The organism is Desulfovibrio sp., from assembly GCF_018379785.1.
Lineage (GTDB): Bacteria > Desulfobacterota > Desulfovibrionia > Desulfovibrionales > Desulfovibrionaceae > Desulfovibrio.
In genome coordinates, this window is record NZ_JAGZUV010000007.1 from 1 (window position 1) to 15,281 (window position 15,281).

At 63.3% G+C, this 15,281-nt stretch carries 13 protein-coding genes and 1 pseudogene; 7 read left to right on the forward strand and 7 right to left on the reverse strand.

The genetic code is table 11. The features are described 5' to 3' along the window. Positions 1–50: 50 nt before the first annotated feature. The 7 genes and pseudogenes from KH208_RS02360 to KH208_RS02390 form a co-directional block, all read left to right on the forward strand. A pseudogene (locus KH208_RS02360) lies at positions 51–311 on the forward strand (transglycosylase domain-containing protein); the annotation flags it as partial. Positions 312–554: 243 nt separating this feature from the next. Continuing rightward, on the forward strand, positions 555–2,054 hold the full coding sequence (locus tag KH208_RS02365) for a penicillin-binding transpeptidase domain-containing protein (RefSeq protein ID WP_291433571.1): 1,500 nt from the start codon (positions 555–557) through the stop codon (positions 2,052–2,054). 49 nt (positions 2,055–2,103) lie between these two features. Continuing rightward, entirely contained in the window at positions 2,104–2,904 is an 801-nt protein-coding gene (locus KH208_RS02370; RefSeq protein WP_291433491.1) for an ABC transporter substrate-binding protein, read from the forward strand. A gap of 18 nt (positions 2,905–2,922) precedes the next feature. Further along, positions 2,923–4,494 carry a GGDEF domain-containing protein gene (locus tag KH208_RS02375; protein WP_291433493.1) on the forward strand — a complete coding sequence of 524 codons (1,572 nt, stop codon included), beginning with the start codon at positions 2,923–2,925 and terminating at the stop codon, positions 4,492–4,494. Between the two features lie 53 nt (positions 4,495–4,547). Then, positions 4,548–5,435 (forward strand): tRNA (adenine-N1)-methyltransferase, encoded by an 888-nt coding sequence (locus tag KH208_RS02380; protein WP_291433495.1) that lies wholly within the window; start codon positions 4,548–4,550, stop codon positions 5,433–5,435. Beyond that, on the forward strand, positions 5,432–5,758 hold the full coding sequence (locus KH208_RS02385; RefSeq protein ID WP_291433496.1) for a multidrug efflux SMR transporter: 327 nt from the start codon (positions 5,432–5,434) through the stop codon (positions 5,756–5,758). Before KH208_RS02380 ends, KH208_RS02385 begins: the two co-directional genes overlap by 4 nt. A gap of 44 nt (positions 5,759–5,802) precedes the next feature. Continuing rightward, on the forward strand, positions 5,803–8,001 hold the full coding sequence (locus KH208_RS02390; RefSeq protein ID WP_291433498.1) for a bifunctional diguanylate cyclase/phosphodiesterase: 2,199 nt from the start codon (positions 5,803–5,805) through the stop codon (positions 7,999–8,001). On the opposite strand, the gene KH208_RS02395 is transcribed toward KH208_RS02390, so the two are convergent. From KH208_RS02395 to KH208_RS02425, 7 genes are all read right to left on the reverse strand, one after another. Next, the gene (locus KH208_RS02395; RefSeq protein ID WP_291433499.1) at positions 7,998–8,678 is read right to left on the reverse strand and encodes a GntR family transcriptional regulator; all 681 of its coding nucleotides are present in this window, start codon (positions 8,676–8,678) and stop codon (positions 7,998–8,000) included. The genes KH208_RS02390 and KH208_RS02395 overlap by 4 nt on opposite strands. A 182-nt stretch (positions 8,679–8,860) precedes the next feature. Then, positions 8,861–10,144 carry an enolase C-terminal domain-like protein gene (locus tag KH208_RS02400; protein WP_291433501.1) on the reverse strand — a complete coding sequence of 428 codons (1,284 nt, stop codon included), beginning with the start codon at positions 10,142–10,144 and terminating at the stop codon, positions 8,861–8,863. A gap of 28 nt (positions 10,145–10,172) precedes the next feature. Next, positions 10,173–11,603: a DUF4147 domain-containing protein gene (locus tag KH208_RS02405; protein WP_291433503.1), complete on the reverse strand. Its 1,431-nt coding sequence runs from the start codon at positions 11,601–11,603 to the stop codon at positions 10,173–10,175. 15 nt (positions 11,604–11,618) lie between these two features. Beyond that, complete coding sequence (locus KH208_RS02410; protein WP_291433505.1) at positions 11,619–12,584, reverse strand: tripartite tricarboxylate transporter substrate binding protein; 966 nt, start codon at positions 12,582–12,584, stop codon at positions 11,619–11,621. 95 nt (positions 12,585–12,679) lie between these two features. Next, positions 12,680–14,185 carry a tripartite tricarboxylate transporter permease gene (locus tag KH208_RS02415; protein ID WP_291433507.1) on the reverse strand — a complete coding sequence of 502 codons (1,506 nt, stop codon included), beginning with the start codon at positions 14,183–14,185 and terminating at the stop codon, positions 12,680–12,682. A gap of 38 nt (positions 14,186–14,223) precedes the next feature. Next, positions 14,224–14,733 (reverse strand): tripartite tricarboxylate transporter TctB family protein, encoded by a 510-nt coding sequence (locus KH208_RS02420; protein WP_062253426.1) that lies wholly within the window; start codon positions 14,731–14,733, stop codon positions 14,224–14,226. A 267-nt stretch (positions 14,734–15,000) separates the two neighbouring features. Beyond that, on the reverse strand, positions 15,001–15,231 hold the full coding sequence (locus KH208_RS02425) for a hypothetical protein (RefSeq protein ID WP_291433511.1): 231 nt from the start codon (positions 15,229–15,231) through the stop codon (positions 15,001–15,003). Positions 15,232–15,281 lie beyond the last annotated feature (50 nt).

Sequence of the window (15,281 nt, forward strand, 5' to 3'; positions counted from 1 at the left end):
CCCAGCAGCTCATCAAGCAGCTGCTGCTGACCTCCTAGCGCAGCTACACGCGCAAGATGAAGGAAGCCATCCTGGCCTACCGCCTGGAAAAGGATCTCTCCAAGGACGAGATCCTGACCATCTACCTGAATCAGATCTACCTGGGCGAGCATGCCTACGGCGTGGAAGCCGCCGCGCGCACCTATTTCGGCAAGCATGCTTCGGACATCACCCTCGCTGAAAGCGCGGTCATCGCCGGCCTGCCCAAGGCCCCCAGCAGTTACAATCCCTTCCGCCATCCCGAGGCCGCCAAAGGCCGCCAGATGTACGTGCTGGGCCGCCTGCGCGACCTGAAATGGATCACCCCCGCGGAATACGAGCAGGCCGCCGCCGAACCCCTGGTCTACTGGAGCATGCCCGAAGGCCAGGGCGGGGCCGCCCTCTGGTATCTGGAGGAGGCCCGCCGCCTGCTCATCGAATTTTTCACCGAGCATAACCTCAAGGCTCTGGGAGTGGACACCCGCAAATACGGCGAGGACTACGTCTATGAAGCGGGCCTTACCGTGCGCACGGCCATGGTGCCCGCCCAGCAGGCTGCCGCGGGCCAGGCCCTGCGGCGCGGCCTGGAGGAACTGGACAAGCGCCAGGGCTGGCGCGGCCCCCTGGAACATCTGGACGCCGAAAAGCAACGCGCCTTTCTGGAAGCCAGCGCCTTTACGCCCCTGGATCTGGCGGGCGGAGCCTGGGTCAAGGCCGTGGTCACCGCCGTGGACGCCAAGGAAGCCCGCGTGAACCTGGGCAAGGGCTATACCGGCGTCATCCCGGTGGCCAACATGTCCTGGGCGCGCAAGCCCAATCCCAAGGTTGCGGGCATCTATGCCCCGGCAATCAAAGACGCCAAGCTGGTGCTCAGCCCCGACGACCTGATCTGGGTTTCCGCCGCGCCGCGCAAAACCGCCGTAACCAACGCCAAGGGGCGGAAAGAACAGCAGACCGTGCCCTTTGACGCCGCCGAGGTCAAAAAGAACGCGCCCGTTCCCCTGCTTTTGCAGCAGGAACCGGCCGTGCAGGGGGCTCTGGCCTCCCTGGAGCCCCAGAGCGGCGACGTGGTGGCCCTGATCGGCGGCTACCAGTTCGGCGACAGCCATTTCAACCGCGCCACCCAGGCCCGCCGCCAGCCCGGTTCCAGCTTCAAGCCCGTGGTTTATTCCACAGCCATGGATTTCGGCTTCACGCCGTCCTCCATCGTGCTGGACGCGCCTTTCGTCTACGTGAACCCCTACACCAACGAGGTCTGGCGGCCCTCCAACTACGAGCACAACTACAAGGGCGAGCTGCCCCTGCATCAGGCTCTGGCCCTGTCGCGCAACACCAGCACCGTGCGCGTGGCCCAGCAGGTGGGCATCGCCAATGTGATTCAGCGGGCCAAGGCTCTGGGCCTGGAACCCAGCTTTCCGCAGGAGCTTTCCGTGAGCCTGGGCGCGGTGGCCGTGTCTCCGCTCAATCTGACCCAGGCCTACGCGGCTTTTGCCAACCAGGGCCTGGGCGTGCGCCCCCGGATCATCACCTCCATCACGGACGCCCGGGGCCGCGAACTTTACCGCCAGGACGAGGAACACTGGCAGGCCGTCAGCCCCCAGAACGCTTATATTATGGCGACGTTGCTCAAAAATGTGGTCAATGCCGGCACCGGCGCGCGCGCCAGGATCGAAGGCCGCTTCATCGCGGGCAAAACCGGCACGACCAATGACGAGCACGACGCATGGTTCGTGGGCTTCACGCCTTACCTGGTCACCGGCGTCTATGTGGGCTACGACCAGTTGCAGTCCCTGGGACGTCTGGAACAAGGCGGCCGCACGGCCGCGCCCATCTTCCGCTACTACCGCAGCGTGGTGGAGGAGCTGTACGAACCCAAGGACTTCACCATGCCCGAAGGCATCGTCATGTCCGGCGGCTTCGCCTATCGGGCGGACATGCCCCTGCAGGGCGCTTCGGCCACGGACGCCGGCACCCAGGACGGCACGGTGGTGGATACCTCCGAGGGCGGTGAGGATCTTATGCGCCAGATGTTCTGAGCGAAGCCGTTTCCGTTTGCCCTGTTTTGCCTCTTTCCGAGGAGCCCGAATGCGTTCCTTTCTTTGCCGCCGCCTTGCCGTCCTGTTCTTGGTCTGCGTCTGCGTTCTGACCGCTTTTTTTCTCCGGCAGCGCCTTATGCCCTCCGAGCCGGAAAAAAACGTGCCGCCCGTACTGCGCGTCGGCATGGAAGACCATTACCCGCCCATGGCTTTCATGGACGCGCAAGGGCGGCACACCGGCTTCGACCATGACATGGCCGAGGCTCTCTGCCGTCGGATCAACGCAAAATGCGAGTTCGTCATCGGGTCCTTTGACGACATCCTGCGGATGATGACCGCCGGGGAACTGGACATCCTGGTTGCCGGGCTGGCCGCTCTGGAACCGCGCAAACAGTATATGGACTTTACGGAACCGTATTACAGATCCAGCACCATCTACATCGGCCGGCCCGGCCTCGCCATCAGCGAAGAAGGTTTGCGCGGCAAGCGCCTCGCCGCGCAGATCGGCTCCATGCAGTTGGATATCCTGAAAAAAAACTGGTCGAATACAGCGACGGTGGTTGAGGTTCCGTTTGAGGCGCTCTTCGGTTCGCTGGTCAGCGGCGAGGTGGACGCGGTGCTGGTGGACGCGATAGCCAGTTATGATTTTCTGAAAAGCGAAGCCGGACGCGATTTCGGGATGCTGGGAGACCCTCTGCAGATCAACGACGTGCTCAGCCTAGCCCGTATCGGCGTGCGCAAGGGCGAACGGAAGCTGACTGAAGCCCTGAACAAGGCCCTCATGACCATGCGCGTCAACGGCGAGTACAACCACATCACCAGAACGTATTTTCCCTTCAATATCTATTGATCCTGTCACGCGCGCCCTATGGACACCAGCAATACAACAGCGTCTCCGGACAGGACCGGGGCCTTCCGGCGGATGGGCGTCTACCGCTTTATCATGCTGGCCCTTCTGCCCACCGTTCTGCTGCTGACCCTGGTTTACTGGTATATCGACGACAATCTTCATGAGATCAAAACCGCCGCCGGAAGCACCAATGAGGTCCATCTGCCGGGTATCCTCAAGAGCCAGCGCACCCTGATCAATATCGAGAGCCTGCGCCGCTATGTGGAGACGGTTTACAACGCCACGGACGTCGAGGTACGGCGGGACGCCCTGATCAACGCCCTGGCCCTGGCCACGGAATCGGTATTCGAAGCCAACTCCCGCTTTGTGGAACATGCCGCCGCTGCCAGAGCCCTGCTCCATTCTCTGGACGCGGTAAAAAAACGCAGCGATCAGGCCCGGAAAGAACTGGCAAGGTCCACGGACATTTTTGCCCGTGCCGCAGCGCGCCTCGGCGTTTACGCCGGAATGGACGATGCGCGCGAATCGGAGGCGCTCTTCAGCTATTGCGCAAAAGTCCGGTCCGCGTCCGGCGCGGTTCCCCGCATACTCGCGCAGTGTGCGGCGTTGCGCGAAAGCCGCGAGGATATGGAAACGGCACGGCAACGCCACGCCCAAGCCGACATGGAGGCCCGCGAAATCTGGAAACGCTTTGACGGCCTGCTGCGTCAGCTGAGCGATCTCGCCTCCTCAAGCGAAGCGGAAATGACCTATCTGGCCATGGAGCGCATCAGCCGTGCGGCTGGACGCTCCCATCTTATCGTTTATCTCTCGGGCGCGCTCATCGTCCTGATCCTCTGCGTGTTCATTCTGGTCCTGCACCGCCATGTCCTGTCCCCCATCACTCTGGCCTCGCGCTCCCTGCGGCGCATCCGCGACGGCGGCCGCGTGGAAGACCTGCCGCCCGTGCGCGTGCGCGAACTGCAGGACATGCTCAATATCTTGCCGATGGTGAGCAGGCATGTTACGGACCTCTCCGCCCGTTCCGGCCTGCTGGAGCAGGAAAAGGACAGGTTCAGAAGCCTCAGCCTGGTGGACGGCCTGACCGGCGCGGGCAATCGCCGCCATTTCGACGCCTGCCTGGCCAGAAGCGGCCGGGACCGCCCTCTGGCCCTGCTCATGCTTGATGTGGACATGTTCAAGCTCTACAACGATACTTACGGGCATCTGGCGGGCGACAGCGCACTCATGGCCGTGGCCCGGACCATGCTCGAAGAGTTGCGCGGTTCCGTGGATCAGGCCTTCCGCTACGGCGGCGAAGAATTCTGCGCATTGTTGTCCGGCGTTTCCGCCGCCGAGGCTCTGGCCGTGGGAGAACGCTTGCGCAAGCGCATCCGGAACCTCCGTATCCCGCATCAAAGCTCGCCCGTGGCTCCGCACCTGACGGTCAGCATCGGCGTGGCTCTGCGCGAGGCCGGCAGCCCCATGAGCAATCAGGAACTGGTGGAACACGCGGACAAAGCCCTGTATCGGGCCAAAACCTCCGGCCGCAACCAGGTCTGCTTCTACAACCCTGCCGTATCGCCGCTTCCGGGCGAAACGGCGCTGTAACGGAACGCATGGACCGCCCATTGGCGCGCGGCTTTGCGACAGAAAGGAAAAGCATGATTCCCTACGGCTCGTTAGTGGTTTTTGTGACGCCCAAGGGCAGACGCTACATCAAACGGCTGGAAGAAGGCCAGGACTGGCACAGCAACGACGGCACTCTGCCCGCCGCCCAGGTGGCGGCCCTGGATTTCGGTTCGGAAACCCGCACCACGCTGGGCGTGCCCATCCGCGTGCTGGAGGCCACGCTCTTTGATCGCCTCCAGGGCATCAAGCGCCAGACCCAGATCATCTACGCCAAGGACATCGCCTATATCTGCCTGCGCCTGGGGGCCGGGCCGGGCCGCACCATCATTGAGGCGGGCTGCGGTTCCGGCGGCCTGACCGTGGGTTTTTCCTGGTTCTGCGGCCCCACCGGCAAAGTAGTCAGCCACGACGCGCGCGAGGAATTCACCCGCCTGGCCCGCCGCAATCTGGATTGGGCCGGGGTGGGCGGCAACGTGGAGCTGCACCACCGGGATGTGGCCGAAGGCTTTGCGGCCAGCGGGGCCGACGCGCTCTTTCTGGACGTGCGCACCCCCTGGGAATATCTGAAACAAGCCGCCGAAGCCGTGAAACCCGGCGCGAGCCTGGGCTTTCTGCTGCCCACAGTGGACCAGGTCGGCAAACTCCTGCTGGGCCTGGAACAGGGCCCCTTCGCGGAAACAGAGGTCTGCGAGATCCTGATCCGCCGCTGGAAACCCGTGGCCGACCGGCTGCGGCCCGAGGACAGAATGACCGCGCACACCGGCTTTCTGGTTTTCTGCCGCCAGCAGGAATGCAGCGAGGACTTTGAATCCCGGCGGCCCATGGGCACGCGCGAACGCAAACAGGAAGCCGCGCGCCTGGCCCGCCTGGGCCTGGCCGCTCCCGGCGCGGGCGCGGTGCCGGATGGAGACGGGGCATGAACCCCTGGATTGTGCTGATCGCCGCCGGGCTGTTCGAAATCGGCTGGCCCCTGGGCTTCAAGCTGGCCCAGACCGCGCCCGCCTGGCGCGCGGCCGCCATCGCCCTTTCTGTCCTGAGCATGGCTGCCAGCGGCTGGCTGCTGTTCCTGGCCCAGAAACATATCCCCATCGGCACGGCCTACGCGGTCTGGACGGGCATCGGCGCGGCGGGCACCTTTCTGATCGGCGTGGCCGTATTCGGCGACGCCCTGAACTGGGGGCGGATTCTGGGCGTGCTGATGATCGTGGGCGGGGTCATCGTGCTCAAGACCGTCAGTCCGTAGCTCCCCGGGCGGGGGAATCGCGCCCAAAGGAAAAACCACGCGGCATGCGCTCTCTTTTCATCATTCTGCTCATTCTGAGCGTTCAGGCCATACTCTTCTCGGTCCGGGAAGTGCGGACCGTCTACGAACGCGTGCAAAACCAGATGGAAGTGGAGCGCAGCAGGCGGCTGAGCGAGGAACAGAGCCAGACTCTCGCGGACGCCTCCGATTACCTGACCCAGGAAGTCTGGCGCTTCATCGCCAACAAAAACGCGACGCATCTGCGCAATTACTGGCACGAAGTCACCACGCTGAAGCGCCGGGACAAAGTCCTCGAGCAGCTTGCGGCGCTGCATCTGACCGCTGAGGAAAGCGCGCTGGTCAACGACGCCAAAAAGGCATCCGACAATCTGGTGGCCGGGGAAGCCTGGGCCATGCGCCTGACGGCGGAAAGCATCGGCATGAAAAAAGAGGATATGCCGCCCGGCGTGGCCGCCGTCCGCCGGAACAGCCAGGAAGAGCAACTGGCGCCGGACAAAAAAGCCATGCTCGCCATGAGTTTCATCTTCGGCCCGATCTACATGGAGAACAAGCAGATCATTCGCGACGCCCTGCGGGAATTCCGGCAGAAACTCCAGGACCGGAAAAACGCGGAACTGGCGCGAGCAGCGACGGCCACCGAACACGCGCTTTTCTCGGCGCAGGTGTCCAATGCCGTGGTACTGGCGCTGCTGGCCGCTCTGCTGCTCTGCTTCTATGTCCTGACGTTGCGGCCGTTCAACCGCTACCTGGCCAGCCTGAGGAAAATCGAAAAAGGCGCCCCCGCCCTTCTGACGCCCGCGGGTTCCAGGGAAATGCGGGGTTTCGCCCTTGTTTTCAACAAGATTTACACCGAGTGGCAGGCCCAGAACCGTCGCCTCACGGAACTGAGCGCCATGGACCACCTGACAGGGCTGCCCAACCGCAGGAGTCTGGAAGAATATCTGGAAAAGATCATCGCGCGCGGCAGCGGAAACCTGGGCGTGGTCATGGCGGATATCGACGCCTTCAAATCCTTCAACGACGCCTATGGGCATATGGCCGGGGACCAGGTGCTGGCGCGCATCGCCCGCTGCCTGCAAAACGCCGTGCCGAAGGACAAAGGGCTGGTCAGCCGCCTGAGCGGCGAGGAATTCGTCATCGTGCTGCCGGAGGCCGACGCGGAACGCATTAATCAGGTGGCGGAAAGCATTCTGCGGGACATTCAGAAGCAGAATCTGCGGCATGACATCGTGCCGCTCACGGACGCCCACGTCACCCTCAGCATGGGCAGCATCCTCTGGGAGCGGAAAGAGCCGCGCACGCCGCAGGAACTGATTTACCATGCCGATCTGGCGCTCTCCCAGGCCAAGAAAAACGGCAGGAACCAGCATGTGATCTTTTCCGAAAAAGACTACACCTTCCGCCTGCTGCAAAACAGCCGCAGTCATGACCTTGAAGTGGAATCCGCAATGCACGAGGCCCTGAACCAGCGGGAATTCGTGCCCTATTTCCAGCCCAAGGTCGATCTGAAATCGGGCAGGATTCTCGGCGCGGAGGCCCTGATCCGCTGGCTGCACCCTCAAAAGGGCCTGCTGTTCCCGGATTATTTCATTCCGGTCTTTGAGCGCAACGGTTTCATCAAGCGGATCGATCTGTATATGTTCGAGGAAGTTTGCAAGATACTGCGCAACCGCTTTGACTCCGGCAAGCCGGTCGTGCCTGTTGCCTGCAATTTCTCCAGGCTGCATTTCATTGATGAAAACTTCGCGGAACACCTGAAAAGCATCGCGGACCGCCATGCGATCCCACACGCCTTTCTGGAAATCGAGATCACGGAAAGCGCCCTGATGGACGATCCCGATGCCGTCATCCAGCAGAACCGCAAGCTGCGGGAAAGCGGTTTCACCATAGCCATCGACGACTTCGGCGTGGGCTATTCCTCTCTGGGCCTGTTGCAGGATCTCCCGGCGGACGTGCTCAAAATCGACCGCTGCTTTGTGCAGCGGGACCTGAACGAGCGCAAAAGCATCATGATCATTCGCGGCATTGTCCAGATCGCCAAAACATTCGGCCTCAAAATCGTCTGCGAGGGCGTCGAAACCAAAGAGCAGCAGGCCATCCTGAGTGAAGCGGGCTGCGACCTGGGCCAGGGTTACTATTACTCGCGGCCGGTTGAACTCGCCAAGCTGGAATTCCTGCTGGACGGGCAAGGCGTTCCGGCAACGCCTGCCAGAGCAGATTAGCCTTCCTTCTCTGCCTTGTTCCGGCGCAGGCTGAGCAGGCTGGCCTTGCCGCGTTGCAGATGGGCGCGCAGCTCCCCGGACGCGGACGCCACATCTCCGGAAGCGATCAGGGTGCAGAGCCGCTGGTGATTTCGGCACATCTGGCTCATGGATTCCACGTGCAGCTCTTCATTGAGCAGGATCTGGATTTTGGTGGAAAGGGTCAGCCAGGTCCGATAGAGCACGCTGTTGCCGGAAAGTTTGCAGAGCGTCTCGTGGAATTCAAAATCGTTGCGCAGAAAGTCCTCGCGCGAGGGTTCGGTGGCGGCGTCCATGGCGCTGATGATGGCGCTCAGCCGGGCCGCGATCCCGGCGACGTCCCCGCGCATGGCCAGGGTCAGGGCGTGGGCTTCCAGCAGTTCGCGGATCTCGTATGTTTCCACGATCTCCGTGCTGTCCGGTATGCTGATGAATGCGCCCTTGTAGGGCTCAATGGTCACCAGGCCCTCGCACTCCAGACTGGCGAAGGCCTCCCGCACGGGAAAACGGCTCATGCCCATCTTTTCCGAAAGTTCCTGCTCAATGAGCCGGCTTCCGGATTTCAGCTTGCCGGAAAGAATGGCCTGCTTGATCTGCTGCACGGCCCTGTCCCGCAATGTGGGCCGCGATTCCTTGGTAAAGACGCATCCCGCTCCCATGACCCTTTCCCTACCCCTTCTCCGGGCTCTTTTCCGCCCGTGCCCGGCGGACGCGCACTGCGCCCGCCATATCACGCATAGTATAGAGCAGGCCGCCCTATTCGGCAATGAATACAGACCGTCTGTTTTTCCGGCGCGCCTCACCGGGCTCGGCGTTGGAGCATTTCAAATGTCAACAGTTCCTAACAGGCCAGCCAGCGCCGCACCTCCTCCCCGCTGATCAAACGCGCGGCGCCCATGCTTTCCTCGATGCGGATCAGATTATTCTGCTGCTGGGTGCGCTCACCGGTCTGGGGCGCGCCGACCTTCATCAGACGCGCGCCCACGGCCAAGCCCAGTTCCGCCGTGGGATCGTCGGGCGAGGTGGCCGCGCGCTGCGAGGGGATCACCTCCATGCCGTGGGCCACAGCGTATCCGGCGGCATCCATGGCCTCGCTGACGCTGCCGATCATATTGGGCTTGAAAATCATGGCCCCTGCCGCGTCGAGGGCCGCGCCCTCGGCCAGCCGCCGCACGCTGGTCACAAAGAGGTCATCCCCGCAGATCAGGGTGGGCACGGCCGCGTTCAGCCGGGCGAAGCCTTCGAAATCGTCTTCATGCAGGGGGTCCTCCAGCATGAAGATGGGGAAGTCGCGCACCAGTCCGGTGAAATAGTCGATCATTTCCGTGGTGTCGAACCGCCCGAAATTCAGGTTGTAGCGCCCGCTCTCCGGATCGAAAAGGTGGCTGGTGGCGCAGTCCAGGCTGAGCACGAAGCGGTCCGCATAGCCCGCCTCTTCCACGGCGGCCCAGAGCGTGGCCAGCACCTCGCGCGGGTCCGCCGACGGCGCGCCGATGCCGCCCAGATGGCCGGGCCGGTAGGCTGCGGCGCCGTGGCGTTTTCTGATCACCTCCGGCAGGCGCTGCAAGACCTCCACCCCCATGCGCATGGCCTCGGCGAAACTTTTTGCGCCCGCCGGAGCCGCGTGAAATTCCTGAAAATCCGTGGGCGCGGCGGAATAAGGACCGCCGTTGATCATGTTGAAAAGCGGCAGGGGCAGGGTGTCACACAGCGCGCCGCCGAGATACTGATACAGCGGCACCTCCCGATGCAGCGCGCCCAGCCGGGCCACGGCCAGGGACACGCTGCAGATGGTGTTGCCGCCCAGAGCGGACTTGTCCGGCGTGCCGTCCAGATCCAGCAGAACCCGGTCCACGGCGCGCTGGTCCCGGCAGTCCAGACCCCGGAGCGCCGGAAGAATCCGCTCATCCACCAACCGGATGGGCTCCAGCACGCCCATGCCGCCGTAACGCGGACCGCCGTCCCGCACGACGGCAACCTCATGCGCGCCCGCCGAAATGCCGAAGGAGGCCGAGGCCCGGCCCAGGCGGCCGTCCTCGCTGAGCACGTCCACTTCCAGTACCGGGCAGCCCTTGTTGTTCAGAACTTCCCGCGCCTTCATGCCGCTGATGCAGTAACTTTTCATCCTCTTTCCCGTCCTCCCGGCCGGATCGTCAGGCAATGTAGATGATGTTCAGATCGCAGAGGTTGGTGCCCGTGTTGCCCGTTTCCAGCTGATCGCCCACGGCGGTCAGCGCCGGGCAACAATCGTGCCTGTCCAGGGCCGCCAGAATGTCCACGCGCGCGGCGCGGCAGCGTTCCGGGGTGGTGCCGTCGGTGACGGCCCCGGCCAGCGCCGTGGGGCCGTCCGTACCCTCGGTTTCGATAGCCGCGATGCCCACCCCGGCAAGACCGGCCACCTCCCTGGCGAAGGACAGGGCCAGTTCCTGCGAGGGACCGCCGCTGCCCGCCGGGCCGTTCAGGCGCACCGTGGTTTCACCGGCCGCCACCAGCACGCAGGGCGGAACGAACGGCTCGCCCCGGTCCCGGATCTCGCGGGCTACGGCCGCCAGAAACATGCCCGCCTGACGCGAATCCCCTTCCAGGCCGGAGGTCAGCACATGCACCGGCAAGCGTTCGGCGCGGGCCGCGTCCACGGCCGCCGCGCAGGCGTCGGGCAGGCCCTGGATCACAAAATTGCTCACCCCCGGCAAAGGGCTTTTGGGCGTCTCGGTCAGTTGCGGCCCCCGCCGCAGATGCTCCAGCACCGAATCCGGCGCGACGGCGAGCAGCCTGTAACGCTCGAGAATGTTCCAGGCGTCCAGAAAGGTGGTGGGGTCCAGGCCGATCTGGGTGCCGGTATAGACCACGGGCACGCGCGGCGTGCCCACGGCCGTGTCGCCCACCCGGTCGGACAGGATCAGGTTGAGCATCTGCGCGCCCGAGGCCGAAACCCGCTGGGCCAGGCGGCCGCCGTTCACGGCCGAGACATGCCGCCGCACGGTGTTGATTTCCAGGATGGAAGCCCCGGCCGTGAGCAGGAGTTCGGTAAGGCGGCTTTCCTCCTCCACGCTGATGCCTTCCGCCGGGCAGTTCATCAGAGCCGAACTGCCGCCGCTGATCAGCGAAACCACCAGATCTCCGGAGGCGCAGCCGCCCAGCAGGTCAAGGACGCGCTGGGTGGCCTGCCGGCCGCTTTCATTGGGATAGGGGTGGCCGCCCAGCGCCAGCTCAATGTGCGCAAGCTCATCCCCCGGCTCAAGTTGCTTGACAATGACCAGCCCCCTGCTGATGCGGGCTCCCAGAATGCGCTCCAGGGCGCGGGCCATATGATTGCCCGCCTTGCCCGCGCCCACCACGAGCACGCGCCGGTAGTCGGCCAGGTTCCATACGGTGTCGCCCACATGCAGGATGTCGCCCTCAAGCCGGACCAGCGAGGGAATCAGGCGTTCCGAATTGAGCGCCGCCAGGGCGTGATTGGCCATCCGCAGCAGCGGGCCCCGCACCAGGGGATCGCCCGTGTTCTGAAGCATGGAAGTATTCTTGATGGGCAGCATGTCCTCTTCCTTGTCGTCGGCCGGTTCGGGAGGGCGGGCTTGTCCCACCCTCCCCGCCCGGTCTTACTTCTTGAGCATGTTCAGGTTCCCAAGCACCAGCGTCATTTCCGCCTGCTGTTCCTTCAACTGCCGCATCCATGTCTCACCGGCGGTGAAATCGGGCATGGCCCCCATGTTTTCAATGGCCTTGGCAAAGGCCGGATCCTTGCTCATGTCTTCGGTGACGGCGGTGAGCTTGTCGATGATTTCCCTGGGCGTGCCCTTGGGAGCGGCTATGCCCGCCCAGCCGAAATAATTGCCCTTGATGCCCAGGCCCGCGAAGGTCGGCGCGTCCGGAAAGTCCTTGCTTTCGGCGCCGATGGCCAGGATCTTCAGCTTGCCGGCCCGGACCATGGGCGCATAGGTCTGGGGAAACATGAAGTTCATGTCCGCGTGGCCGCCCACCACCGCGTTGATGGTTTCCGCGCCGCTCTGGTATTCCACCTGCTTGAGCCGCGCGCCGGAAATGCTCTGCCAGTTGCGCATGGCAAAGGTCAGCCAGGCCGTGGCGCCGGGCGTGGCAAAGATATACTTGCCGGGATTTGTTTTGGCGTCAGCGCCGAATTCGTTGAGATCCTTCCAGGGCGCGTCGGCACGCACCACCACCGCGCAATTGGCGATCATGATCCGCGCGATGTAGGCGAAACTGTCAAAGGTATAGCCTGCGCTGGCGGTCTGCGGCAGGATCAGCACCGGTCCGGCCTGGACCAGATAGAGCGTGTAGCCGTCCGGCCGGGCCTTGGCCGCGGCCAGGGTTCCGGCCAGCCCGCCGCCGCCCGCCTTGTTCACCACCACCACGGGCTGCCCCAGGCGCTGTTTGGCGAACTCGGCCCAGACTCTGGCCGTGAGGTCGCTGTCTCCGCCGGGCCCGTAAGGCACGATGAGCTGGATGGGTTTGACCGGATAACTGCCCGCGGTTGCCGCGGACGGCAAAGCGGCCGGCAGAAGAGCGCCCAGAACGCACAGGGCCGTTCGCAGAGTCTTGAACATAGCGGTCTCCAGGATTGAGGGTTAGAGCAGTTTAACTTCCAAAGTTCATCTGCTCTGGGCTCGAAACAGGCCGGGCCGGGGGACTGATGCCGCCTTCAGCCCTGGGCCACTTTCGCGAATCTGGCGTTGCGCAGCCGCACATGGATCACGCTGGCCACGGACAACGCCGTGAGGATCAGCAGGCCCAGGGCGATGGGCCGCTCCACGAAAATCAAAAAACTGCCGTCGGAAATGGTCATGCTCTGGTCAAAAGCGCGTTCCAGCAGCGGTCCGAGAATGAAACCGATGATCATGGCCCCGGCGCTGTAGCCGAAACGGCGCATGCCGTAGCCCAGAACGCCGAAGCAGATCAGGCAGACCACGTCGAACAGGCTCTGGTTGATGGAATATGCGCCCACCACGGCGAAGACCGTCACGCCCGAAAAAATTACATGCCTGGGCAACTGAATGATTCTGATCCAGACGTTGAAACCGGCTTTGGCAATGGCATAGAGCAGGATGTCGCAGATGATCAGCGAGCCGAAAATGCCGTAAACCACCTCGGTATGCTCGAAAAAGATATTCGGCCCGGGCGACAGGCCCTGGATGAAAAATGCCCCCATGAGCACGGCCGTGACGTCGTCGCCGGGGATGCCCAGCGTCAGCATGGGGATCATGGCCGAGCCGGTCACCGCGTTATTGGCGGCCTCCGGGGCCAGCACGCCCTCGACCATGCCTTTGCCGAACTTTTCCGGCGTCTTGGAAGTCCGCTGGGCCTCGGAATAGGCCATGTAGGCCGCCGGGGTCACGCCCAGGCCGGGCAGAGCCCCGATAATGGAACCGATGATGGATGAGCGGAACAGCAACGGCAGATTGCGCCTGAATTCCGGCCAGGTCAGACGTCCGTTATCGCCGCGCAAATCAATTTTCGCCGGAATCTGCCGCCGGATGCCAGCGCGGGCCTGATGGATGACCTCCGGCAGGCAGAGCAGCCCGATGACCATGGGGATCAGCGCAATGCCCGACACCAGTTCGTCACGCCCGAAGGTAAAGCGGATGTCCCCGGTGGTGGCCGACACCCCCACCGTGGCCAGCAGCAGGCCGAAGCCCGCGCAGCTCATACCCTTGAGCAGGGAACGCCCGGAAATGCTGCCCACCACGGTCAGGGCCAGGAGAATCAGGGTAAACTGCTCCACGGGGCCGATCTTCAGGGTCAGGTAGGAAAGGGGCGCGGCCACGCAGATCAGCAGGACGTTGCTGAAGGTATCCCCGAACACCGAACCGGTCAGGGCCGCGTTCAGCGCTTTGCCCGCCTTGCCCTGCCGCGCCAGGGGATAGCCGTCCATGGCAGTGCATACGGCGGGAGGCGCGCCCGGCGTATTCAACAGAATGGCCGTGATGGAGCCGCCGAACATGCTGGCCTTGTAAATGCCGAGCAGCATGGGGATGCCCACCAGCGGGCTGACGTAAAAGGTCATGGGCAGCAGGATGGAAATGGCCATGATGCCCGAAATGCCGGGAATGGCCCCGAACATCAGGCCGGTGAAAATGCCCAGAGCTATGGCCCCGAGGGACTCGGGCGTCAGGACGGAAAGAAGTCCGGCGAGAATCTGCTCAATCATGCTGCCCCCTTGCCTGAAGGTTCACCCGCAACGCTTCCCTAATTCCAGAGTACCCCGACGGGGAGAATGATCTGCATGACGTGGAGCGCCAGATAATTCATGAGTACCGCGAACAAAACATAAACCACGCAGGCGAGCGCCACCCGCCGCAGGCCGAGCATCAGGGCGATGGCCAGCATGACCGGCGGCGTGGCGCAGACAAAGCCCAGCCAGTACAGACCGAGCACATAGCCGAAGAGAATGCCGATATAGATGAGCAGCGATGCCGGGCCGCCGGTCCCGGTTTCGTCCCCGGCTTCATCACTGTCCGCTTCGCCGGCGGGCACGGCGAGGGACGGCCTGCGCCATTGGCGCAGATCCAGAACGAGAATCAACAGATTGATGGCGATCAGGCAGTTGAGAACGACGGAGGGGAAAAAGTCGGGATTGATGAGCGAGGGCACCACCTGCTGCACGCATTTGTCGATGTTGGCCCTCAAAATGACCAACAGAAGCAGAAGCGCGGCGGTTATGATCAGATCAGTGCGCAAGGTCCGTGGGCAATGCATGGGTGGCCCCCTTTGTTGCTCCGTTGCCTGTGCCGAAACCGTAGCGTCATTTTGTAAGATTGTATACAATTTTAGAAAAAAATTTTGCATAAATCCCGCAAACCCAGCACTGACGCCATAATCCGGAATTTTCGCGTTTGCCCGTCGTCCGGGCCAGAGGCCGGACGCGACGCGGCTCGCAATATCGCTCGCTCAACAAGCCCAGAACTTGAGTTTGGGGGGAGAAAAACAGCCCGTCACCGGGCCGGGGCAAGGGAAAAACCTGGTTTACCCGGCAAGACGCATCCAGCGATTCCAGGAGACGGAACCGTCGCGGCCATAGCGACGGATCATGCGGACCATGCCGCCCTCCGGATCTTCATACTTCGCTTCATGCCGGGCCATGGCGCTGAATCCTTCCCGGCGTCCGTCGGCATACACCACCGTGGCCGCCGGTCCGGCGGCATTTTCCGACTCCGCGTCCATCACAAGGCGGTAACGGTTGATGGCGATAAGCATGGGCTTAGCTCAATCTCGTCGCCCTTACCGACAATTACGTTGTCCGGGGC